The organism is Murimonas intestini, from assembly GCF_024622195.1.
In the GTDB taxonomy this organism is placed as follows: domain Bacteria; phylum Bacillota; class Clostridia; order Lachnospirales; family Lachnospiraceae; genus Murimonas; species Murimonas intestini.
On sequence record NZ_JANKBI010000012.1, the window covers coordinates 19,651 to 40,961 of the forward strand.

21 protein-coding genes are annotated in these 21,311 nt (G+C 43.7%); 19 read left to right on the forward strand and 2 right to left on the reverse strand.

Features of this window, described 5'->3' with window-relative positions; genetic code table 11:
- The first annotated feature begins 12 nt into the window (after positions 1-12).
- From NSB28_RS15995 to sigG, 11 genes are all read left to right on the forward strand, one after another.
- On the forward strand, positions 13-564 hold the full coding sequence (locus NSB28_RS15995) for an immunoglobulin-like domain-containing protein (RefSeq protein WP_109624971.1): 552 nt from the start codon (positions 13-15) through the stop codon (positions 562-564).
- Entirely contained in the window at positions 561-2,210 is a 1,650-nt protein-coding gene (locus NSB28_RS16000) for an LCP family glycopolymer transferase (protein WP_109624970.1), read from the forward strand. Before NSB28_RS15995 ends, NSB28_RS16000 begins: the two co-directional genes overlap by 4 nt.
- On the forward strand, positions 2,210-3,070 hold the full coding sequence (gene srtB / locus NSB28_RS16005; RefSeq protein WP_109624969.1) for a class B sortase: 861 nt from the start codon (positions 2,210-2,212) through the stop codon (positions 3,068-3,070). Before NSB28_RS16000 ends, srtB begins: the two co-directional genes overlap by 1 nt.
- A 79-nt stretch (positions 3,071-3,149) precedes the next feature.
- Entirely contained in the window at positions 3,150-3,854 is a 705-nt protein-coding gene (locus NSB28_RS16010; protein ID WP_257497478.1) for an LPXTG cell wall anchor domain-containing protein, read from the forward strand.
- A 21-nt stretch (positions 3,855-3,875) separates the two neighbouring features.
- Positions 3,876-4,343: a type II secretion system protein gene (locus NSB28_RS16015; protein WP_109624967.1), complete on the forward strand. Its 468-nt coding sequence runs from the start codon at positions 3,876-3,878 to the stop codon at positions 4,341-4,343.
- A gap of 201 nt (positions 4,344-4,544) precedes the next feature.
- Complete coding sequence (locus NSB28_RS16020) at positions 4,545-4,991, forward strand: helix-turn-helix transcriptional regulator (protein WP_243134658.1); 447 nt, start codon at positions 4,545-4,547, stop codon at positions 4,989-4,991.
- A gap of 1 nt (position 4,992) precedes the next feature.
- Positions 4,993-5,748 carry an ABC transporter ATP-binding protein gene (locus NSB28_RS16025; RefSeq protein ID WP_109624966.1) on the forward strand — a complete coding sequence of 252 codons (756 nt, stop codon included), beginning with the start codon at positions 4,993-4,995 and terminating at the stop codon, positions 5,746-5,748.
- Positions 5,726-6,373: an ABC-2 transporter permease gene (locus NSB28_RS16030; protein ID WP_109624965.1), complete on the forward strand. Its 648-nt coding sequence runs from the start codon at positions 5,726-5,728 to the stop codon at positions 6,371-6,373. Before NSB28_RS16025 ends, NSB28_RS16030 begins: the two co-directional genes overlap by 23 nt.
- Positions 6,374-6,712: 339 nt before the next feature.
- Complete coding sequence (locus NSB28_RS16035; protein WP_109624964.1) at positions 6,713-7,531, forward strand: hypothetical protein; 819 nt, start codon at positions 6,713-6,715, stop codon at positions 7,529-7,531.
- 162 nt (positions 7,532-7,693) lie between these two features.
- Positions 7,694-9,247, forward strand: coding sequence for an ABC-F family ATP-binding cassette domain-containing protein (locus NSB28_RS16040; protein WP_109624963.1), 1,554 nt, complete (start codon positions 7,694-7,696; stop codon positions 9,245-9,247).
- A 109-nt stretch (positions 9,248-9,356) separates the two neighbouring features.
- Positions 9,357-10,133, forward strand: coding sequence for an RNA polymerase sporulation sigma factor SigG (gene sigG, locus NSB28_RS16045; RefSeq protein ID WP_109624962.1), 777 nt, complete (start codon positions 9,357-9,359; stop codon positions 10,131-10,133).
- Between the two features lie 79 nt (positions 10,134-10,212).
- On the opposite strand, the gene NSB28_RS16050 is transcribed toward sigG, so the two are convergent.
- On the reverse strand, positions 10,213-11,262 hold the full coding sequence (locus NSB28_RS16050; RefSeq protein WP_109624961.1) for a helix-turn-helix domain-containing protein: 1,050 nt from the start codon (positions 11,260-11,262) through the stop codon (positions 10,213-10,215).
- A 272-nt stretch (positions 11,263-11,534) separates the two neighbouring features.
- Here NSB28_RS16050 and NSB28_RS16055 point away from each other — a divergent pair, with 272 nt between their 5' ends.
- From NSB28_RS16055 to pgmB, 8 genes are all read left to right on the forward strand, one after another.
- Entirely contained in the window at positions 11,535-12,452 is a 918-nt protein-coding gene (locus NSB28_RS16055) for an ABC transporter permease (protein ID WP_109624960.1), read from the forward strand.
- Between the two features lie 150 nt (positions 12,453-12,602).
- Positions 12,603-13,358 carry a carbohydrate ABC transporter permease gene (locus tag NSB28_RS16060; protein WP_257497476.1) on the forward strand — a complete coding sequence of 252 codons (756 nt, stop codon included), beginning with the start codon at positions 12,603-12,605 and terminating at the stop codon, positions 13,356-13,358.
- Positions 13,359-13,397: 39 nt separating this feature from the next.
- The gene (locus NSB28_RS16065) at positions 13,398-14,867 is read left to right on the forward strand and encodes an ABC transporter substrate-binding protein (protein ID WP_109624958.1); all 1,470 of its coding nucleotides are present in this window, start codon (positions 13,398-13,400) and stop codon (positions 14,865-14,867) included.
- 52 nt (positions 14,868-14,919) lie between these two features.
- Positions 14,920-16,074 (forward strand): lactonase family protein, encoded by a 1,155-nt coding sequence (locus NSB28_RS16070; protein ID WP_109624957.1) that lies wholly within the window; start codon positions 14,920-14,922, stop codon positions 16,072-16,074.
- A gap of 12 nt (positions 16,075-16,086) precedes the next feature.
- Positions 16,087-17,766 (forward strand): glycoside hydrolase family 3 protein, encoded by a 1,680-nt coding sequence (locus tag NSB28_RS16075; protein WP_109624956.1) that lies wholly within the window; start codon positions 16,087-16,089, stop codon positions 17,764-17,766.
- Between the two features lie 45 nt (positions 17,767-17,811).
- On the forward strand, positions 17,812-18,504 hold the full coding sequence (locus NSB28_RS16080) for a nuclear transport factor 2 family protein (protein ID WP_109624955.1): 693 nt from the start codon (positions 17,812-17,814) through the stop codon (positions 18,502-18,504).
- Positions 18,505-18,527: 23 nt separating this feature from the next.
- Positions 18,528-19,268, forward strand: coding sequence for an MBL fold metallo-hydrolase (locus NSB28_RS16085; RefSeq protein WP_109624954.1), 741 nt, complete (start codon positions 18,528-18,530; stop codon positions 19,266-19,268).
- A 27-nt stretch (positions 19,269-19,295) separates the two neighbouring features.
- A complete protein-coding gene (gene pgmB / locus NSB28_RS16090) occupies positions 19,296-19,946 on the forward strand; it encodes a beta-phosphoglucomutase (RefSeq protein WP_257497475.1) in 651 nt (216 codons plus the stop codon).
- 158 nt (positions 19,947-20,104) lie between these two features.
- Here the strand turns inward: pgmB and NSB28_RS16095 are convergent, their stop codons facing one another.
- Positions 20,105-21,214 (reverse strand): DUF362 domain-containing protein, encoded by a 1,110-nt coding sequence (locus NSB28_RS16095; protein ID WP_109624953.1) that lies wholly within the window; start codon positions 21,212-21,214, stop codon positions 20,105-20,107.
- Between the last annotated feature and the right edge of the window lie 97 nt (positions 21,215-21,311).

Sequence of the window (21,311 nt, forward strand, 5' to 3'; positions counted from 1 at the left end):
GGAGGCGATTTCATGAAAAAAAAGTATTTGATAACTGGCATTTTATTTATTGCGGCGGGGTTATTTATTTTCCTATCTTTCAGGTCATACAGTCTGATAGATGACAAATTGAACCTGAGAGATAAAGACCAGGGAACAATAGAAATCAGGAATATACAGTTAACGGAAAAAGAGCAGGAGATGTTCAGGGAAGAGCATGACGAATATAACAAAGAAAAGTTAGCTGATAATAAAAATACAGAAAAAGAGAAGAGCCAGACGGAAAATATGGAGGAACAGGAGGCAGAGACTGTAAATCCGGAAATTCCTGTATTGACACTTGTAAATGACACAGTGGAGATCAAAGCAGGTGAGGAATTTGATCTGCTTGCACAGGTGAAAGATGTTTCAGATGATAAAGATGACAGATATATTTTGTACAGGGATATACAGATTAGAGGAGAATACAACGTGAATATTCCTGGTGAATACATACTGAAATATTCAGTAATAGATACAGATGGAAATGAGTCCAAAATCAGGGAACTGAAGCTGATAGTAAAAGAAGAACAGGTAACAGAGTGAAAATATTAAGTGATTTTAGCAAAGCCCTGGAAACAATGTCCAGTGAAATTGAGGCGGTACCAGCAGTGTTTTACGCAGCGGCCGGCGGAATTGCAGCAGTATTCATTATACTGTATTTTTTGATCTTTCCTAAAATGAAGATGGAGGAACAGAAAAAGACAGTGTATCAAAGATATTGTATAAATGGTCTTTTTCTTGTGTATCTGGCAGGAATCCTGACAGTTACCCTGTTCACCAGGGAAGTACAGAATGAAGCCAGGGTCCAGCTTATCCTGTTAAATGACCTTTGGGAAGCGGACCATCTGGGAAAAGCAGCTGTGAGAGATATTCTGAATTTAGCCCTTTTTATTCCGGCCGGGTTTTTAGTGTGCTGGCACAGTCAGGGCAAATGGAGGGCTGCAAAAGGAACTATAGCTGCGTTTTTAATAAGCCTTGGCATTGAGTCTGCGCAATTTTTAGGGAAAACAGGTACTTTTGATGTAGACGATATACTTTTTAACATGCTTGGCGGAGCAGCAGGGGCTTTTATACTTCTGGCATTTAAACATGCATTTGGCGGAAAGTCAGCAGCCAGGTATTGTTTGCGGGGGGTGCTTGTTTTAAGCAGCGCCTCTGTATTTTGTATTATGGGAATACTGGGAACCTACCATTTTCTGCGGGTGAGCGGGGCCGAGGCCGTTAAAGACAATGTAAGTACTGTGGAGAATAGAATGGTTTCCCGGCAGGATGGTACAGCAGAAGGTGAAGATAATACAATGTATTCTTACGACCCAGATCTCATCTGGTACGGAGGCAGGGCCTACCGTTACAATGAAAACCTTACCACTATACTGATAATGGGAATAGACCAGAGGAGTGAGGTCATTGAAAAAAGAGAAGGAATATCAGGTGAGAGCGGGCAGGCTGACACTATTTTTCTGCTGGTCTTAAATCATGAAAAAGAGAAAATGAAGATAATAGGGATATCCAGAGACACAATGACTGATATTAAGACCTTTGACTATAAAGGGAATTATCTGGGAGAATCCATTAACCATCTTGGACTGGCATACGCCTTCGGTGACGGGAAAGAGAAAAGCTGCCAGTACATGGTGGACGCAGTCTCGAATCTGTTTTATGGGATCCCTGTCAATGCCTATGTAGCCCTGAATATGGAAGCGGTCATCGGGATCAATGATGCAGTCGGCGGCGTCACTGTGACTGTGCCGGAGGATTTGAGCAAGGCAGATAAAGAACTAAAAAAAGGAGTTACCGTTACATTGATGGGAAGGCAGGCACTCACATTTATGAAATGGCGTGATACAGGCATTGACTACAGCAACAACCTGCGTATGGCCAGACAGAAGCTGTATATAATCAGCTTTCTGAAACAGGCTCTGAAGGCAGTTAAGGATGATATGGCCCTTCCCCTGACATTATATCAAAATCTTACAGATGAAATGGTTACGGATATAACCCCGGATGAAGCAGTCTATCTGTCCACACAAATTCTGTCCATGTCTCTTGATGAGAGCGGAATCATGATGCTGAAGGGAGATTCAGCCCGGGGCAGTGTATATGATGAGGTTTATGTGGATGATAAGGCACTGTATGAACTTATTCTTAATATTTTTTATACGGAAGTAAAAACAGAGGGCGGTCAGTGATGAAAAAAAAGATTTGGGTCAGCGCAGCAGTCTGCGCTTTTGCCGTGGCAGGAATACTAGCCCTGGACATCGGAAAAGATTATTGGGAGAAAAATGAAGCGCGCAGAGAATATGAAGAGATGAGGCAGCAGGATAAAGAGCAGGAAATACAGGCTCAGGATACTGACGGGGAGGATGGGGAACGGGGCGTAAGAGCTCAGGGGCAATTAAGAGAAGAGACAGAGCCGGGTCATGATGCCCAGAGCGGCAGCGCCGGAAAAAAATTGAAACAAATCGACATCCCTGTAGATTTCCATAGTCTCAGGGAACAGAATCCCGACATCTATGCCTGGATAACAATACCCGGTACAGAGATCGATTATCCGGTCGTACAGGACAGTAATGATGACAGCTATTACCTGACTCACACGGCTGAGCGGACAGAAAGCGTCAGCGGAGCAGTATTCAGTGAGCATTATAATTCTAAGGATTTTAGTGACCAGCTTACCGTCCTTTATGGACACAACATGAAGGACGGCTCTATGTTTGCCGGGCTGCACCAGTATGAGGACAGCCAGTTTATGAAAGACCATGATGAAATTACAATATATACGCCCAATGCAATATTAAAATACAGGATATTTGCTGCTTACCTCTCAGACGATAAACATATCTTGCTGAATTATAATCTGGGCAGGGAGGAGGATAGCAGGAAAGCTTATATTGATGAAATCATGGGACAGCGTACAATGAAAGCTTCCCTGGATACAGATGTGCCGGTAGATGAGAGCAGCAGTATCCTGACGCTCTCAACTTGCCACAGTGCAGGGAAGGACAGCAGGTATCTCGTTCAGGCGTATCTTACAGAAAAGCTTGAGTGACAGGCGGATAACATGTTTCATAGCCCGTCTGCCTGCAGCGGGGTATCTGACTTATGTATGTGAAATGGAGGAAACAAATATGAAGAAAAAGATTCTTAAAATAATAGCTGCCGCGGCAGCTGTGATGTCCATGTCTGCCACCGTTATGGCGGCGGGCAGTATCGTCGGGGCCATTGACATGCCCGGGATATCTGCCAGCAGGGGCAGCGTATCTCTGACAAAGACAGCTCCGGGTATGTACGGAGCTGAGCTCCAGGAAGCTGTGGACAGGCTGAACGGGGCGTCAGGGGATACTACCGTGGCAGAAGCCTTTGGCGAAGAGCTGCCGGAAATAAATATCTATACAGCTGACGGACTTCAAACTGAGAAGGCGGATATGTCCCAGTATAAATTCCTGTCACCTGTTATGGAGCTTCAGATCACGGATGTAGTTCCAACCGAGGAAAACCCTGTGACAGTCACATTTGTGGCAAATAACATGACAGACTACATTGAGGTAGATGTTCTGCATTACTGCGAAGAACATAAATGGGAGGTCCTAAAAGGGAACAAGGTAAGCGCGAACCAGATAGCCGCAGATTTCCACTCAGCATCTCCCGTAGCTCTGATCTACAGACAGAAGGCGGCTGCAACCACGGCAACAGACGTAAAAGCCCCGCAGACAGGAGAGAGGCCGGTACTGCCTCTGGCAGCCGGTACAGTCTTATTTTCGGGACTGGGATTATTTGCTGTAAAAAAGAGCCGCAGGTACTCTGATGAGAATACTGCCGGACAAGAGCAATAAGTACAAGAGAGGATTAAAGAGATGAGAGAAAGTATTTTTGAAAAAGCAAAAAGAGCAAAAGAAAACAAAAAAGGATTCACACTGGTAGAGCTTATAGTAGTGCTGGTGATTCTGGCTATCCTGGCCGCAATCCTGGTACCTGCCCTGCTGGGATGGATCGACAAAGCAAAAGAAAAACAAGTTGTTTTAGAAGGCAGGGTAGTGCTGATGGCAGCACAGACAGTGGCTTCTGAAGAGTATGCCAAGAAAGCGCCCACATACAGCGCCGCAGAAGCGGCTGCCGCAATTGATGCTTATATCAAAGATGATGCTCCGGGAAATTACAGTGTAACAATAGAGTCAAATAAAGTTACAGAGGTAATATATACATCCAGCGGTTCCTCCAAGACAACTGTGACATGGAGTTCAACCACTGGCCAGTGGACACAGGGCGGCGCTGAACAGAGCGGCCACAATGTCAGCGGCAACATTCTCAAAGCAGCATCATAAGCAGCGCGCCGGAAGATGTATCCGGTACATGTCTGAGAGAAAAAATGCCGGTTGATCGGTGAATGAAGGTAAAAATCCCTGTGCAGGCGGCAGTCTGCACAGGGATTTTTTTGACGTAACAAGTATTAACATTCATGTAAATTATGGTTGGTAGAAAATCTTGAGAACTATGGTAAAATGTTTTCAGGAGGTGTGAAAAACATGAAAAATATGATTAGCATGAATCTTCGCAGATTGAGAAAGAACAGCAGATATTCACAGGAAGAGGTGGCGGATAAGATAAATGTGTCAAGGCAGGCTGTAGCCAAATGGGAAAATGGAGAGTCTATGCCGGATATCATGAACTGCAGCGCTTTAGCTGCCCTCTATAATGTGACCATAGATAATCTGATCCATTATGATGAGGATGAAAACGGACTGGCGATACCTGAAAAGGGGAAGCACATGTTTGGAGTTGTGACAGTGGGCGACAGGGGCCAGATCGTTATCCCTAAAAAGGCTAGGGAAATCTTTCAGATAAGGCCGGGTGACAAGCTGCTGGTGCTGGGAGATGAAGCTCCTGAGAGAGCAGGTATTGCCATTGTGAAGACATCAGTTTTTATGGATCTGACTTCACAGCTTTTAGAATCTGGCGGAGGAGATGAATGAGATGGAATTACTGAAGGTAGAGGGACTGAGCAAAAGCTACCCGGCATTTACCCTGAAAAATGTCTCGTTCAGCCTCAAAGAAGGCAGGATCATGGGGTTTATAGGCAAGAATGGGGCCGGAAAGAGCACTACATTAAAATCCATGCTTGGCATGGTCCATCCTGACAGCGGAGCGATCAGCATGTTTGGGAGAGATTTCAGGGAAGAGGAAGGATACTGCAAACAGAACATGGGAATTGTCCTCGGCGGAATCGACTTTTACATGAAAAAGAAGCTTAAAGTGATAACTGGTGTGACAAAGAAGTTTTATCCGGGATGGGATGAAGGGAATTATGAGAAATATATGAGGATATTTGAACTGGATGAGAATAAGCGTGTGGAGGAGCTTTCAGCGGGAATGAGAGTGAAATATCTGCTGGCCCTGGCGCTGTCCCACCATGCCAGGCTCCTTGTGCTCGATGAACCTACCAGCGGCCTTGACCCTGTGTCCAGGGATGAGCTGCTGACGATCTTTGAGAAGCTTGTGAAAGACGGAAAGAGAAGCATCTTATTCTCAACTCATATTACGTCCGACCTGGAAAAATGTGCTGACGATATTACCTATATTAAAGATGGAGAAATCGTAAAATGTTCCGGGAAAAAAGAGTTTCTGGATTCCTTCCAGTCACTGAGGGAGCCGGATGAGAAGGAGCTGTCACTGGAAGAGATCATGGTAAAGATGGAGAGGAAGAATTATGATGAAGAGTTTGCTTTATAAAGAATTCAGGCTGGTAGCCCATCCTATGCTGTATATTACGCTGGCATTTGGAGCCATGTTCCTGATTCCGGCATATCCATTCTATGTGATATTCTTTTACGGATGCCTTGGCCTGTTTTTCTGTTTTATAAACGGAAGAGAGAATAAGGATACTTTTTTTACGGCAACACTGCCCATCAAAAAGCGGGATGTGGTAAAGGCAAGATGCCTGTTTGCGGCAGCTGCACAGACAGCACAGATCCTGCTTAGCATTCCTTTTATCTTTGTACGCCAGGCAGTGGGAATGGGGGCAAATGATGCGGGCATAGAAGCAAACCCGGCATTCTTCGGCTTTGTTTTTATAATGTTTGCCATCTTTAATGCAGTATTTTTTATAAGCTTTTTCAAAACTGCATTTAAGGCCGGAAAGGCATTTCTGATGGCAATTGTGCCCCTGTGTATTTTCGTGGCAGCTGCCGAGACAGCCATCCATGTGCCGGGCCTGGATACATGGCTTGATACATCAGCGCCGGAGATGATGGTAAGGCAGATACCTGTCCTGATATTTGGAATGCTGGTATACGCAGGAGGAATGCTGCTCACATACAGATGTGCGGCAGGGAGGTTTGAAGCTGTGGACCTGTAGCGGCCTGCAGCTCTAACCGGATTTACATGTGGGTGAGATGTAAACAGTAAAAGTCAGACTCCCAGGCAAAAATAAATTGAGTTACTGTTCACTACGTGACCAGTAACACGCTCCGCGATGCACAGAAACGGCAAAAATCGCCGTTTCGCGCTGCAGCCCTCGGGATTTTCGTGCAAATACGCACGAAAACACCTCGCGGGATGGTGACGTGTGAACAGTAACTAAATTGGTTTGTCGAATCTGCATAAAAGTCAGAATAAATTGACAATTCAGACAAATATATGATATAATATTAAATATTTTATATACTATTTTGTCTTATTTTTAGGAGGGAGAAAGATGAAAAGGATGAAAAAGCTGAAGAAGATTATTGCAGGTTTATGTGTTCTTACATGTTTGTTAGCCACGTCATTAAATGTAATGGCCGGCAGCTACAGTGATTTAGTCAATGATTCGCTGGAAGCTCTCAGTGAGAATAATGCAGGCTGTAAGGGAGCGCCCCAGCAGGTTGCCAACGGTACATACCGTATGGTAGAGCTCCTGGCTATTATAGGAATGGAAAATGATACTGCAGGTATATGTTCGGATATGATTTCAGATATACTGGATGATTGGGATACGAATAATAAAACTTGCACAGGTGCTCCTCAGCAGTCTGTAAACGGACTTTATCGCAGTGTTGAGCTGCTGACAACCATAGCTATAGAGTTAGATACGGATAGTAAGTATAATGACGCGATAATGGACATCGTAGATACCTGGGAAACCAATAATGCCTTATGTAAAGGGGCGCCGCAGCAATCTGCCAATGGTACATACCGGTGTGTGGAACTTTTAGCTGTCATTGCATGGGAATTAGATACCTACGGTATTTATTCATCTTTTATAGAATCTGTAATAGATGACATGAGCACTAAAAATGCACAGTGTACGGGAGCGCCACAGCAGATAGCTAATGGATTTTACAGGATGGTTGATATGCTGACAATTATTGCCCATGAAGTAGATGTGGATGGCAGCAGTACATCAATAGTAGGTGATATATCAGAGTCACTGAGTACAAATGATGCCAATTGTAAAGGAGCAGAGCAGCAATCTGTCAATGGTTCCTACAGGGCAGTTGAGTTGTTAGCCGTAATTGCTTTAGAAATGGAATAGCAGAATATTGAAGTGGGGCTGTGATAAATGAGAAATCATTTTATCATGGCCTCCTTTTCTTTATACCCCGGCGTATTTGATTTTGTTGCAATATCCTGCTTTATTGGGTATAATGTTGAGGAGTATTAAGAGATAATAAAGAAAAGTGTAAGAGGAGCATGCATGAGTATTTTAACAGTAGAGAATCTGTCCCATGGGTTTGGGGACAAGGCAGTATTTGAGAATGTATCTTTCCGTCTTTTAAAGGGCGAACATATAGGACTGGTGGGGGCCAATGGTGAGGGTAAATCCACCTTTATGAATATTATCACAGGCAAGCTGATGCCGGATGAGGGAAAGATCGAGTGGGCTAAAAATGTCAGGGCCGGGTATCTGGACCAGCATACAGTTCTGGAAAAAGGGATGACTGTCAGGGATGTTTTGAAAGGCGCTTTTTCCTGGCTCTTTGAGATGGAGGCACAGATGAATGATATCTGTGACAAGATGGGAGAGGCTTCCCCGGAAGAACTGGAAACCATGATGGATGAGCTGGGCACTATCCAGGATATGCTCACCATGCATGATTTTTATGTGATAGATGCCAAGGTGGATGAGATAGCCCGTGCCCTGGGGCTGGAAGATATAGGACTGGACAGGGATGTGACGGAGCTGTCAGGCGGGCAGAGGACCAAGATCCTGCTTGGAAAGCTTCTTTTGGAAAAACCGGATATCCTGCTGCTGGATGAGCCGACTAACTACCTGGATGCAGAGCACATAGCCTGGCTGAAGAGATATCTTCAGGAATATGAGAATGCCTTTGTACTGATTTCCCACGATATCCCGTTTTTAAACAGTGTGGTGAACCTGATCTACCATATGGATAACCAGGAACTGAACCGCTATGTGGGTGATTACGATAAGTTCCAGGAGGTATATGAAGTAAAGAAGGCCCAGAAGGAAGCAGCTTATAACCGTCAGCAGCAGGAGATCAGCGAGCTGAAGGATTTCGTGGCGCGCAACAAGGCCAGAGTGGCCACCAGGAATATGGCCATGTCCAGGCAGAAGAAGCTGGATAAGATGGATGTCATTGAACTGGCAAGGGAAAAACCGAAGCCTGAATTTAATTTCAGGACTGCCAGAACGCCGGGGCGTTTTGTGGTGACAGCCAAGGACCTTGTGATTGGATATGGAGAACCGCTTTCTTCGCCGCTTAATTTTGCAGTGGAGCGCGGTGAAAAGATTGCCATGACAGGAGCCAACGGCATTGGAAAGACTACTTTGTTAAAGAGCATACTGGGGCTGATACCTTCTCTGTCAGGCAAGGTGCAGCTTGGGGATTATCTGGAGATCGGATATTTTGAGCAGGAAATGCCAAAAGACAATCCCAACACCTGTATTCAGGAAATATGGGATGAATTTCCGGCCTACACCCAGTATGAAGTGCGCTCTGCGCTGGCAAAATGCGGGCTGACTACAAAGCATATTGAGAGCCTTGTGCGAGTCTTAAGCGGCGGGGAGCAGGCGAAAGTCAGGCTGTGCAAGCTGATCAACAGGGAAACAAACCTGCTGATCCTGGATGAGCCTACAAACCATCTGGACGTGGATGCCAAGGATGAGCTGAAGCGGGCGCTAAGAGAATATAAAGGAACAATACTGATGGTCTGCCACGAGCCTGAATTCTATGAAGGCCTTGTCACAGATGTCTGGGATTGTTCACTTTGGACTACAAAAAAATAGCTTGTTTTGTCAAGGGGCAAAACTTTATTAAATTTTCGGCCTGAGCGAATACGAAAGAGCCATAGTGAGAATCATTTTACTAGAAAATAGTTCTAGGAGGATTCTTATTATGGCTCTTAATAAAGTAGAAATCTGTGGTGTGAATACAGCAAAACTCCCACTTTTAACAAATGATGAAAAAGTAACTCTGTTTGCAAAGATACAGGAGGGTGATAAAGAGGCCAGGGAACTCTATATAAAAGGGAACCTCCGCCTTGTTCTAAGTGTGATAAAACGTTTTGGAAGCAGCAATGAAAATGCTGACGACTTATTCCAGATAGGGTGTATAGGCCTGATAAAGGCTATAGATAATTTTGATTCTACCCTGAATGTTAAATTCTCTACTTATGCGGTTCCGATGATCATCGGTGAGATCAGGCGGTATCTGCGGGACAACAACAGTATCCGTGTCAGCCGTTCCCTTCGTGATACGGCGTATAAAGCAATATATGCGAAAGAGGGCTATATTAAAAAACATTTAAAGGAACCGACCATCAATGAGATAGCCGAGGAGATAGGGATAGCAAAAGAGGACATTGTGTTTGCAATGGATGCCATACAAAGCCCGGTCAGCCTTTATGACCCTGTCTATACAGAGGGAGGCGATACACTCTACGTGATGGACCAGATCAGTGATAAGAAGAATAAAGAGGAGAACTGGGTCGAGGTCCTTTCGCTGAATGAAGCTATAGACAGGCTCAATGAGAGGGAGAGGCATATCATTGAACTGAGATTCTATGAGGGGAAAACACAGATGGAGGTGGCTGATGAGATAGGCATTTCCCAGGCCCAGGTGAGCAGGCTGGAAAAAAATGCTCTTAAGAGTATGAAGAATTATCTGAAATAAGATATTTGAAAAAAATAACCCGGATAGGATATATGTGAGCAGCATGACAGACTAGGAATGAAGTTACAGGACGGAGGTTTTACCTGCCGTCCTGCTTCTTTAACTCCCGCCGATAAGCAGCGGGAGTTTTTCCGTATTTTTCTGTGAATACTTTATAAAAGAATCCTTTGTTGTGGTATCCCACCTGTTCCATAATGTCATCGATTTTTTTTGTGGAGTATTCAAGCATGTCCCTTGCAATCTTGAGACGGATATGGATCAGGTAAGAGGAGTAGCTTTTTCCGGTAAAGGTTTGGATAAGACGGTTAAAATAATTTCCGCTGTAGTGAAATGTGTCTTCTAAATCCTGCAGCTGAACCACCTGATAATGGGTGTACAAATAATTTTTGACTTCCTGAAACATATATTCTTTGTATTTATTCTTCACATCTTCCGAAAAAGAAAATTGATAGTTCGATACCAGATAGTCCAGTAGCCTTGTGAAATAACCCTGTATAATAAGCATATAACCTGTAGCACGGGTTTTATATTCTGTCAGAATCAGTGAATAGACATCACTGATTTTTTTTTGTACAGAATGGATGGAAGGTGTGAAGCGGAGCATCTTAGCGCTGTTTTTTTCGTTCATAAGACATTTTCGCAGGAAACCCTGAAGAGAATCCTCCGGAATATTTGACAATAATATCTCATTAAAAAAGGAAGAACGAAGACTGATATTAAAAACAACAGCATCGGATATATTTTTTTTCTCCTGAAAGGGCACATTGGGATTGATCAGGTATAACTCATTCTCTGTAAAGGTCATCAATTCCTGATCAACAATGACAGAAATGGTACCCTGAATGACATAGGTTAATTCAATAAAATCATTTCGGTGGCGGGGCATTTCCAAATCAGAAATTTCATGGTTAAATGGAATATCATTAAGGAACATGCTGATCTTTACATTTTTTTCACGCTGATACTGCAATATGGAGACCATTATATCCTGATTCAGACAATGATACAGGGAACCATTCCTGTCTTCTGTATGGTAGCCCATCTGATTATTATTGCGAAGATACTGATACGAATACACAGAACGACGGGAACCTGTCTCTTCACTTAAAATTGTCATAAAAGTATCCATTTAATTTTCCTCACCTGTATGTTTTAATGTTTCAGATCAATATTATTATACAAAGAAAAGTTACCAATCTCAACTATCAATCACAAATTTAGTGAAAAATTTTACTTTCTATATTTTGAATTCTTAACTATATATGGGAAAATATGGAAATAGTAAGCTGCTTAAGATTTTATTTAAAAGAATAGGTAACAAAATTGAAGCTGAATGGACTGTTAGGTAATGGATTTTGATATACCAATCATATAAAATATGGATCAAGAGGAGGAGAAAACATGAAATCTAAGACTAGAAAGAACATTGTGAGATACAAATGGCTTTATATAATGATGCTGCCCGGCATGATTTATCTTTTGATCAATAACTATATACCCATGGCTGGATTAGTGATCGCTTTCAAAAAGGTGAATTTTCAGACAGGTATTTTCCAGAGTCCCTGGTGTGGGTTTGAAAATTTTAAATATTTGTTCCGTACCAAGGATGCGTGGATCATTACCAGAAATACAATCCTTTACAATCTGGTATTTATCATTCTTGCGTTAGTAGTATCTTTGGCTCTTGCGATTTTCCTGTCGGAGATCAGGAATAAGAAGCTGCGATCCTTCCATCAGGCATGTGTATTGATACCTTATATAATATCATATGTTGTAGTCAGCTATCTGGTGTACGCTTTCCTGGGTACCAATGGGCTGGTCAATAAAGGTATTTTGATTCCATTTGGGGGTAAGCCGGTGAACTGGTATATGGAGTCTAAATACTGGCCGTTTATCCTGGTATTTGTAAATACCTGGAAGAATGCCGGATATGCCAGTGTGATGTATCTTGCAACGATTCTGGGATTTGATGATTCAATTTTTGAAGCTGCCACGCTGGATGGGGTGACTGCCTGGCAGAAGATCCGGTATATGACTATTCCGCTGCTTAAGCCTACGATTATTACACTGACTATGCTGAATATTGGCCGCATTTTCTATTCGGATTTCGGATTATTTTATCAGGTTCCTCAAAATTCCGGGGCAATTTTGCAGGCGACCAATGTATTGGATACATATGTATATCGCGGCTTGTTGGAATTAGGAGATATTAGTATGTCGTCAGCTGCGGGGTTGTATCAGGCTGTGGTAGGATTTGTTATCATTATTGCGGCAAATCTGATTGTACGGAAAATAAGTCCGGATGACGCCATATTCTAAGGAGGTATGAGGAGCATGTATCTAAAAGTAAAAAGACAAATCACTCTTTATGGTGTGATTAAAAATATTTTCCTCTGGTTTTTTTCACTGTGTTGCTTAATTCCCTTTTTGCTGCTGATCATTTCGTCATTTACAGAGGATAAATCTATCATGCAGTATGGATATTCTTTCTTTCCTAAAAAGTGGAGCCTGGATGCATACATTTATCTGTTCAGCCAGGGCGGTAAGATCATTCATGCATACGGGATCTCTGTGTTTGTGACAGTGCTGGGAACCTTGATGGGGGTGAGCATGACACTTTTGCTGGCGTATCCGCTTTCCAGAAAAGAACTGCCTGGAAGAAATATACTCTCTTTTCTGGTACTATTTACGCTTTTGTTTAACGGGGGACTTGTGCCGAGTTATATAATGTGGGCGACCGTATTTCATATGAAGAATACGATTTGGGCACTTTTGTTTCCGAACTTAATGGTGAAAGCATTTTTTGTAATCATGGCACGCAGTTATTTTCAATCGAGTATTCCTTTGGAGATTCTGGAATCAGGAAGAATCGATGGAGCAAGCGAGGGGAAGATATTTTCTAAAATAGTACTTCCGCTGACAAAGCCGCTGATTGCAACCCTGGTTCTCTTCATTGGACTTTCTTACTGGAATGACTGGAATAACGGTCTTATTTATCTGACAGACTCCAGCCTGTACAGTATTCAAAATGTACTTAACGAGATGATTAAGAGTATCCAGGCTCTGTCTTCCATGGGAGGAATTGCCAGTTCCAGAGTTGCACTTCCAAGCAATACGGTAAGAATGGCCATTGCAGTAGTCGGAACACTTCCGTTATTAATTGTATATCCGTTCCTGCAGAAAGGTTTTGTCAGAGGTATTGTTGTAGGTGGTGTCAAGGGTTGATCCTTCACATAAATTTATTTAAAGAAAGGAAAAGGAAAAATGAAAAAAAGAACTTTAAGTATGCTGCTTGCCAGCGCTGTTGCGGTATCTGCTATGAGTTTTACAAGCCCGGCGACAGTTCTCGCAGAAGAAATGCCAAATCTGGTAGTGAGTTATGCGTATGCTGAGATTCCAGCCGATATTGATAAGATTGAAGCGGCGCTGAGTGAGCTTGCACAGGAGAAAATAGGATGCACTGTAACCCTGGAAGCCTTCACTTATGGAAACATTAATGACCAGCTGACTTTGATCCTATCATCACCCAGTGAACAGCTGGATGTGATGTTCGGACGTTTCTTTGGCACTGGTATCTCAGGATATGTATCCAAAGGACAGCTCACCGGTCTGAACGATCTGCTGGATGAGTATGGCCAGGGAATTAAAGAAGTGATTGGACAGGATTATTTGGATGCGGCGTCTGTTGATGGTGAAATATATGGAGTGACCACATGCCGTGACCTTGGTGCACAGAATGCATTCCTTTTCAGGAAAGATATAATAGATGAATTAGGAATTGATCTTTCTACAGTGTCTGACTATGAAGATCTGACACCGATTTTTGAACAGATACATGAGGCGCATCCTGAACTTTATGTGACAGGCGCCTCTGCCACACAGTCTCCGTTCTTTGTAAAACAGTTTAAAAAAGTAGATTTTTTGGCAGACAGGCTGGGAGTTCTTATGGACTACAATGAGCCGGTAGTATCGAACTTGTTTGAATCTGAGGAATTCCGTGATCTGGTAGAACTGACGACTCAATGGAACCAAGCGGGGTATATTTATCCTGACATAACCACAGATTCTTCCAATTCTGTGCAGATGCTGCTTTCCAACGGGCTTGCAGCTTCCTATATGCAGAGCTGGAAACCAGGGGCAATCGTGGAGAACCAGAATACAGTTCAGAATTATGAACTGGAGGCGGCAGTTATTGGTCATCCGGCGGCATTTACCATGAGCGTGCAGAGCTGGATGTGGACGATTCCAACTAATTCCAAATATCCTGAAAAGGCTATGGAATTTATGAATCTTCTTTACACCGATGAGGAAGTGGTAAACCTTCTGAGCTATGGTATCGAGGGTGAACATTATGTGGTGACAGATGATGGTTTTGCAGCAGATGGTCCGGAATCCTCAGGGTACGCGGATAAAGCCGCCTGGAAAGCAGGAAATGCTTATCTTGCCCATGTATGGGAAGGTGATGAGGCAGATCTTTATGAACAGCTGAAAGCATTCAATGAGAGCGCAGATAAGACCTGTGCGATGGGATTTGTGATGGACAACTCTTCTGTTTCTGCAGAGTACACAGCACTGCAGTCTGTACTGGCTCAGTATGAAACACTTCTGGAGTGGGGATTTGCAGGAGATATTGATGCCACCATTGAACAGTTTAATAATGCTCTGTATGAAGCGGGGCTTCAGGCTTATATGGATGAAAAACAGAGGCAGCTGGATGAATTTCTTGGAAAGTAGTTAAATTGATAGGAGGATATGGCTGCTGCACATCAGCAGCCATTCTTATACTATGGAAAAATATATGGTAATCGGTACATGGGCGGAAAGTTATAATGCCAGTCAGGGCGGAAAACTGCTGTTGTATCAGTATGAGAAAGAGAGAACTTCCCTGTGTCAGACAATTGATACTGGAAAAAGTATCAGCATGCTGGCCTGTGACAAGGAAAAGAGGCTGCTGTTTGCAGCATGTGAAACAAATTATCATGAGGAAAATACTCCGGGAGGAGAACTTCAGGTTTACCGCATAGAGAAAAATCATACTCTGACACTGCTTGAAAGATGCAATTCTTATGGCGGGTTTCCTGTGGGCATTGTACTGACGGAAAGATATGCTGTTGTGCTGAACCATGGCAGTAATTTATCTAAGGTTTGTGTGACTTACTGCAATGAAAAAGGCAGGCTTGTAACAGAGTTTGCCTCTGATGAGGCCAGTCTGTGTATGTTTCGCAGAACAGATACAGGAAGCATCGGGGAGCTTAAGGATCACATTGTTTTCCGCGGTAGAGGTACGCTTCCTGTTTTTCAGGACAGTCCGGCGCCTCATGATTTGTATTATGCGCAGGAGAAAAAACTTATTTACATACCGATGAGGGGGAATGACGAGACCAGGATATATCGCATCAGTGATGAAAAAGAGCAGTTTATTCCGGTCGGGATACTAAAGCACCGGCCAATGACCGGTCCCCGGAATGTTCTGAGTGTACACTTTTCAGATCAGGAGGAGCAGGAATATGTATATGTTGTATCGGAAATAGAACCCCTGATCACAGTGTTTAGAGAGAAGAGTGACGGCTGGAGTAAGCAGCAGGAATTGATGGTGGTAGACGGCCGGCCAGGGGATATTCCCTGCACATCATTTGACTATCCGCATCCATCCGGGATTTTATTAAATTACAATAAGAGAAAACTGTACACCATCACGAGAAGACCGGATGTGCTTACTGTTTTTACAGTTTTAGAAAACGGGTTACTGGAAAAAAAACAGGAATTTCCTTTGGCGGGAAATAATCCCAGACAACTGGCACTATGGCGGGATAAGTTATTTGTAGTCTGTATGGATACACAGAATGTATTAGAGATAATACTGGACGGACAGGGGTACCCGATACAGACAAGACAGATTATACAAGGGGTAGAGCGTATCGCATATATGAAATTGATATAGGAGGACAGGACAATGATTGATTTGAAGGGGAATCCATTTTTTCTGGATGAGAAACAGGAAGCATGGGTATGCAAAACCTTTGCGGATATGTCTGCAGAAGATAAGCTGGGGCAGATTTTCTGTGAAACTATCTGGAATTGCAATGATGAAGAGGAGGAGATGGCCTTTAGCGGGATTAATCCCGGTGGAATTATGTTCCGGGGTGGAACCAGGGAAGAACTGGTAAAATATGTTCGCAGAATGAGCCGGCGGTCCCATATACCTTTGTTGTTTTCCGGAAATTTTGAGTGCGGCGGGAATGGAGTGCTCACAACTGGAACTTTCTTCGGATCACCGATGCAGATTGCTGCGGCCGGGGAGACACGTTTTGCAAAGATTGTGGGGGAAATAAGTGCAAAGGAAGGGGGAGAAGTGGGTTGTAACTGGTCCTATGCCCCGATTATCGATATCAATTATAACTTTATGAGTCCGGTTACCTGTACCCGTACTTATGGAAGTGATCCGGATACAGTGATCGAGATGGCGAAAGCGTATATGGATGGCTGTCATGATAACGGAATGGCCGTGGCAATTAAACATTTTCCGGGTGACGGAATGGATTTTAGGGATCAGCACTGGCTCGCTTCTGTAAATACAAAGTCGGTGACGGAGTGGGATGAGACTTATGGAAAAGTATATAAGGCACTGATTGAGGCAGGGGCGGATTCTGTGATGGCGGCACATATTAAGTGTCCGGCCTGCAGTAAATATTATAATCCGGATCAGGAGGACAGAGATATTCTGCCGGCATCCCTTTCACCAGAGCTGCTAAATGGCCTGTTGAGAGGCAGACTGGGATTCAATGGTGTTATTGTTTCAGATGATACTCACATGGCCGGTTTTACAAACGCCATGGCGAGAGATAAAGCGGTTCCCTATATGATTGCGGCTGGCATTGATATGATGCTTTTTACAGTAAATCATGATGAAGATGTAGCTTTTATGAAAAAAGGATATGAGGATGGCATTATTACGCCGGAGAGACTGGATGATGCTGTAATGAGGATTCTGGCTCTGAAAGCAAAACTGAGATTGTATGAAAGACCTCTTCCGGAAGAAAAGCCGGAGAATAGTTGTATTCGGTGTGAGAAACATGAAAAGCTGGCATATGAGTGTGCAGACAGTGCTGTTACCCTTGTAAAGGACAGGGATAAGATACTCCCCATTACCCCGGAAAAGTACAGGAGGATATTGCTTGTCAATATAGAAAGTGTCAAGTCTGTACGATATAGTACGGATTCACAGTACCTGAATTTTCTGGAGGGGCTTCGCGAAAAGGGATTTGAGGTCAGTGAAATTGATATTCAGCAGATTCCCAGTATCGGTAAAGGAGGAGCATCCTTTGGTGAAATTTCTGAAAAATATGATTTGATGTTGTATTATCTTGGCGCAAAGGCGGGATACCGGATTGTGTGGAAGTCTGTGGTGATGGGAGAAATTCCTTCTTACACGAAGGATATTCCGACTGTGGCAGTATCCTTTCAAAGCCCGTATCTGCTCATGGATATACCGATGGTGGGCACTTATATCAATGCATATACTGAAACTAAGTATACCAGAAGGGCAGTGTTGAAGAAGCTGACGGGAGAATCAGAATTTAAAGGAAGCAGCCCTGCTGACCCGTTCTGTGGTATGTGGGATCTGAAGCTGTAGGGGATTCCGGATTATCATGGAAAAATAAATAAGTGAGGCGGAGAGATGAAACCAATAGAAGAACAGCTGGAAAAACTGGAGAAAGAAGTTAAGAGGCTTCTGGCCAAGGAAGAGATCTGTAACCTGATGGCACATTACGAGGTAATGCATAACCAGAAAAATATGTCACTTCATCCTATGGATTTTGCCATGGAAACCCCGGATGTTTCGGTGCAGATTGCGGACAGCGATCCCTGCTGCGGACCGGATGCGGTGCGAAATCTGTTTTGCGGCACCTATAATGATATGGATGAGGAAGCGTATAGAGGAGTCATGCTGGTGCATTATCTCACCACGCCATTTATTGAAGTGGCAGGGGACGGAAAGACAGCCAGAGGAGTCTGGTGGAGCCCCGGGATCGAGACGGTGAAGAGAAGCCCGGGGGCAAATCCTGAATCGGTTTGGTGTTTTGGCGCTTATGCCAATGATTTTATTCTGGAAAACGGGAAATGGAAAATATGGCATATGCGGTGGGTTTCCCATGTGAAGTGCCCATATACCGAAGGATGGGCAGATCAGAGAACTTTTTATGTTCGTAAAACGGGACATTCGGATCATCCTTCGAAGCTGTACAATCCCTATTCCCCGGATTTTGTGCAGGAGGCCCTGCCAATGGGGCCGCTGCCGTATGAGACGTGGGACGGGGATGAGTGGTATCTGAGAACAGAACAACAGAAAGGGAAGTGCGGGAGCTTATGATGCCTGTGCTGAGAAAATAGAAGATGCAGATATTAAAAGATGTATACAAACTGGCCGGAGAGGAATACCGTATGGTTCCGAATATCTTTGCTATAAAGGCAGAGAACGCGCTCATACTGGTGGACTGCGGTACGGATGACAGCGATTGGCAGATAGTTTTGGAAAATATGCGTTACTGGGGAATTGATTGTCTGCCGGTCACACATGTACTGATTACCCATCCTCATGGAGACCATGCCGGAAATACTGCCATGCTGCAGCGCATGGGAGCAAAAATAATCGTTGGGGATAAGGCTGTTTCTGTGGAGGAAGCAGAGAATCCCCTGAACTTTTATTATGCATATCCTGCAGCTTATGAACCATTTGTACCGGATCAATACGTAAAAGACGGAGAAGAACTGCTGATTCACGGACTAAAGTTTTCTGTGATTGAAGCACCTGGACACAGTATAGGAGATGTAGTGTATCTTGTAGAGATGAATGGAAAGAATATTATGTTTCTGGGAGACGTTTTTCATATTGGTGCTTATGGTGAGAAAGCATGGATTGGTGATCAATGGTTTCTTGATTCAGACTATGACAACTATATGAGAAGCCTCTATAAACTGATGCACATTCATGCAGACATTCTGCTCAGCGCTCATATGCAGGGATGTCTGCGGGACGGCGATGCGGTCATCCGTGATGCGTTTATCCAGGCACAGGAGAAATTTGACGGCCGGTGGGATAAGAAAGTGTTTTTGAAGGAACTGGGGCTGGTATGAACATATTAAGAGAGGGACAGCGAAAATATGGATAGAGAAGTGAGGGCTTTCATATTTGATCTGGATGGTGTTCTGGTATTCACTGATAAATATCATTATCAGGCTTGGAAGAAGATGGCTGACCGGATTGGTGTATATTTTGATGAGACGGTTAATAACCGGCTTCGGGGTATAAGCAGAATGAAAAGCCTGGATATTATTCTGGAAAGGGCGGAGCGGCAATTTTCAGATCATGAAAAAAACTTGCTTGCTGAAGAGAAGAACAGATATTACTTTGAACTTCTTTCTGCAATGAAGCCCTCAGATGTGACAGCGGAAGTAAGAGATACACTCAGGAAACTACAGATTATGGGATATAAGCTGGCAATTGGTTCGTCCAGTAAAAATGCGAAATATATACTGGAGCGGGTACAGCTGCTGGAGGTATTCGACACTGTATCCGATGGTACGAATATCTCAAAATCCAAACCAGATCCCGAAGTTTTTCTAAAAGCAGCAGAATACCTCGGAGAAAAACCGGAGAATTGTATTGTAGTGGAAGATGCCTGTGCAGGAATCGATGCAGCAGTGAACAGCGGAATGAAGGCAATTGGAATCGGGGAAGCGGCAGGATATAGCAGAACAGATTATCCTATTCGTACATTTGCTGATATTATGGAAGTGCGCAAGTTCATATGAACAAACTAAATTTTATTCCCGCGGGCAACAAGCCAAGTGAATATGCATATAAGAGCCATAGTAAGAATCATTTTACCGGATGAAAGATCCAGGCGGATTCTTATTATGGCTCTTAATGTAGTTTTATTGTAACTGTGAAGGTACTGAACAATTACGTTTTATTTAACTTCAATCAGCTCATATTCACTGTTTCCAAGACCGATCTTCACTCCGTGTTCAACAGCTGATTTCCAGTTGGTATCCGGGCTGACAGCGTGGAAATGGTCATGGGAATGATCTGTACTCTTTGCCAGAAGGCTGCCGGCTATAGGCGGCTGGGCATTGACGGCATCAGCGCAGGCTGTATCCAGGGCTACGGGGTCAAAGGAAGCAAACATTCCCACATCAGGTACGATAGGAATATCATTTTCACCGTGACAATCGCAGTAAGGGGATACATCTATGACAAGGCTGATGTGGAAACTTGGGCGTCCGTCCACGACAGCTTTGGCATATTCAGCAATCTTCCTGTTTAAAATATCGTTTGACTCATCGGAAGCAGCCTTGACTGCATCCTGAGGACAGACTCCGATACATCTGCCGCATCCAACACATTTATTGTGGTCGATAGATGCCTTTTTGTCTTTTACTACAGCTGCTTCATGGGCGCATATCCTGCTGCAGGCTCCGCAGCCGATACAGTCCTCTGCCTCTACATGAGGCTTCCCGGCGCTGTGCATTTCCATTTTTCCTGCTCTGGAGCCGCAGCCCATGCCGAGGTTTTTCAAAGTGCCGCCAAAGCCTGTGGCTTCGTGGCCTTTAAAATGAGTGAGGGAAATTATTATATCTGCGTCCATAATGGCGCGTCCGATCTTTGCCTCCTTTACATATTCTCCATTTTCAACAGGGACAAGAATATCATCCGTACCCTTGAGTCCGTCGGCTATGAGGATATGGCAGCCTGTGGAAAATGGTGAGAATCCGTTTACATACGCACTCTCAATGTGGTCCAGAGCATTTTTGCGGCCTCCGACATAGAGTGTATTGCAGTCTGTAAGGAAAGGCCTGCCGCCTAGTGATGTCACCATATCGGCTACAGTTTTCGCATAGTTGGGGCGAAGATAAGCAAGATTTCCAGGCTCTCCGAAATGTATCTTGATAGCTGTGAATTTCTTGCTAAAGTCAATTGTGTCGATTCCGGCATGCTTCATCAGGCGGGTTAACTTTTTCTGGAGATTGTCGTTGTTCTTAGTGTGAAGATTGATAAAGTAAACTTTTGATTTTTCCATGTGGTCCTCCTATGTCAGTATTTTATTGGCTCCATTATATCACGTTTCACCTGTACTATACTAGAAAAATATGGTATCTTATATAAATAAATATAAA

Excerpts from the sequence above, each read along its gene's own strand:
- NSB28_RS15995 (WP_109624971.1), top strand. The coding sequence starts at position 13 with ATGAAAAAAAAGTATTTGATAACTGGCATTTTATTTATTGCGGCGGGG.
- srtB (WP_109624969.1), top strand. The coding sequence starts at position 2,210 with ATGAAAAAAAAGATTTGGGTCAGCGCAGCAGTCTGCGCTTTTGCCGTG.
- NSB28_RS16010 (WP_257497478.1), top strand. The coding sequence starts at position 3,150 with ATGAAGAAAAAGATTCTTAAAATAATAGCTGCCGCGGCAGCTGTGATG.
- NSB28_RS16015 (WP_109624967.1), top strand. The coding sequence starts at position 3,876 with ATGAGAGAAAGTATTTTTGAAAAAGCAAAAAGAGCAAAAGAAAACAAA.
- NSB28_RS16020 (WP_243134658.1), top strand. The coding sequence starts at position 4,545 with ATGAAAAATATGATTAGCATGAATCTTCGCAGATTGAGAAAGAACAGC.
- NSB28_RS16025 (WP_109624966.1), top strand. The coding sequence starts at position 4,993 with ATGGAATTACTGAAGGTAGAGGGACTGAGCAAAAGCTACCCGGCATTT.
- NSB28_RS16030 (WP_109624965.1), top strand. The coding sequence starts at position 5,726 with ATGATGAAGAGTTTGCTTTATAAAGAATTCAGGCTGGTAGCCCATCCT.
- NSB28_RS16035 (WP_109624964.1), top strand. The coding sequence starts at position 6,713 with ATGAAAAGGATGAAAAAGCTGAAGAAGATTATTGCAGGTTTATGTGTT.
- NSB28_RS16040 (WP_109624963.1), top strand. The coding sequence starts at position 7,694 with ATGAGTATTTTAACAGTAGAGAATCTGTCCCATGGGTTTGGGGACAAG.
- sigG (WP_109624962.1), top strand. The coding sequence starts at position 9,357 with ATGGCTCTTAATAAAGTAGAAATCTGTGGTGTGAATACAGCAAAACTC.
- NSB28_RS16050 (WP_109624961.1), bottom strand. The coding sequence starts at position 11,262 with ATGGATACTTTTATGACAATTTTAAGTGAAGAGACAGGTTCCCGTCGT.
- NSB28_RS16055 (WP_109624960.1), top strand. The coding sequence starts at position 11,535 with ATGAAATCTAAGACTAGAAAGAACATTGTGAGATACAAATGGCTTTAT.
- NSB28_RS16060 (WP_257497476.1), top strand. The coding sequence starts at position 12,603 with ATGCAGTATGGATATTCTTTCTTTCCTAAAAAGTGGAGCCTGGATGCA.
- NSB28_RS16065 (WP_109624958.1), top strand. The coding sequence starts at position 13,398 with ATGAAAAAAAGAACTTTAAGTATGCTGCTTGCCAGCGCTGTTGCGGTA.
- NSB28_RS16070 (WP_109624957.1), top strand. The coding sequence starts at position 14,920 with ATGGAAAAATATATGGTAATCGGTACATGGGCGGAAAGTTATAATGCC.
- NSB28_RS16075 (WP_109624956.1), top strand. The coding sequence starts at position 16,087 with ATGATTGATTTGAAGGGGAATCCATTTTTTCTGGATGAGAAACAGGAA.
- NSB28_RS16080 (WP_109624955.1), top strand. The coding sequence starts at position 17,812 with ATGAAACCAATAGAAGAACAGCTGGAAAAACTGGAGAAAGAAGTTAAG.
- NSB28_RS16085 (WP_109624954.1), top strand. The coding sequence starts at position 18,528 with ATGCAGATATTAAAAGATGTATACAAACTGGCCGGAGAGGAATACCGT.
- pgmB (WP_257497475.1), top strand. The coding sequence starts at position 19,296 with ATGGATAGAGAAGTGAGGGCTTTCATATTTGATCTGGATGGTGTTCTG.
- NSB28_RS16095 (WP_109624953.1), bottom strand. The coding sequence starts at position 21,214 with ATGGAAAAATCAAAAGTTTACTTTATCAATCTTCACACTAAGAACAAC.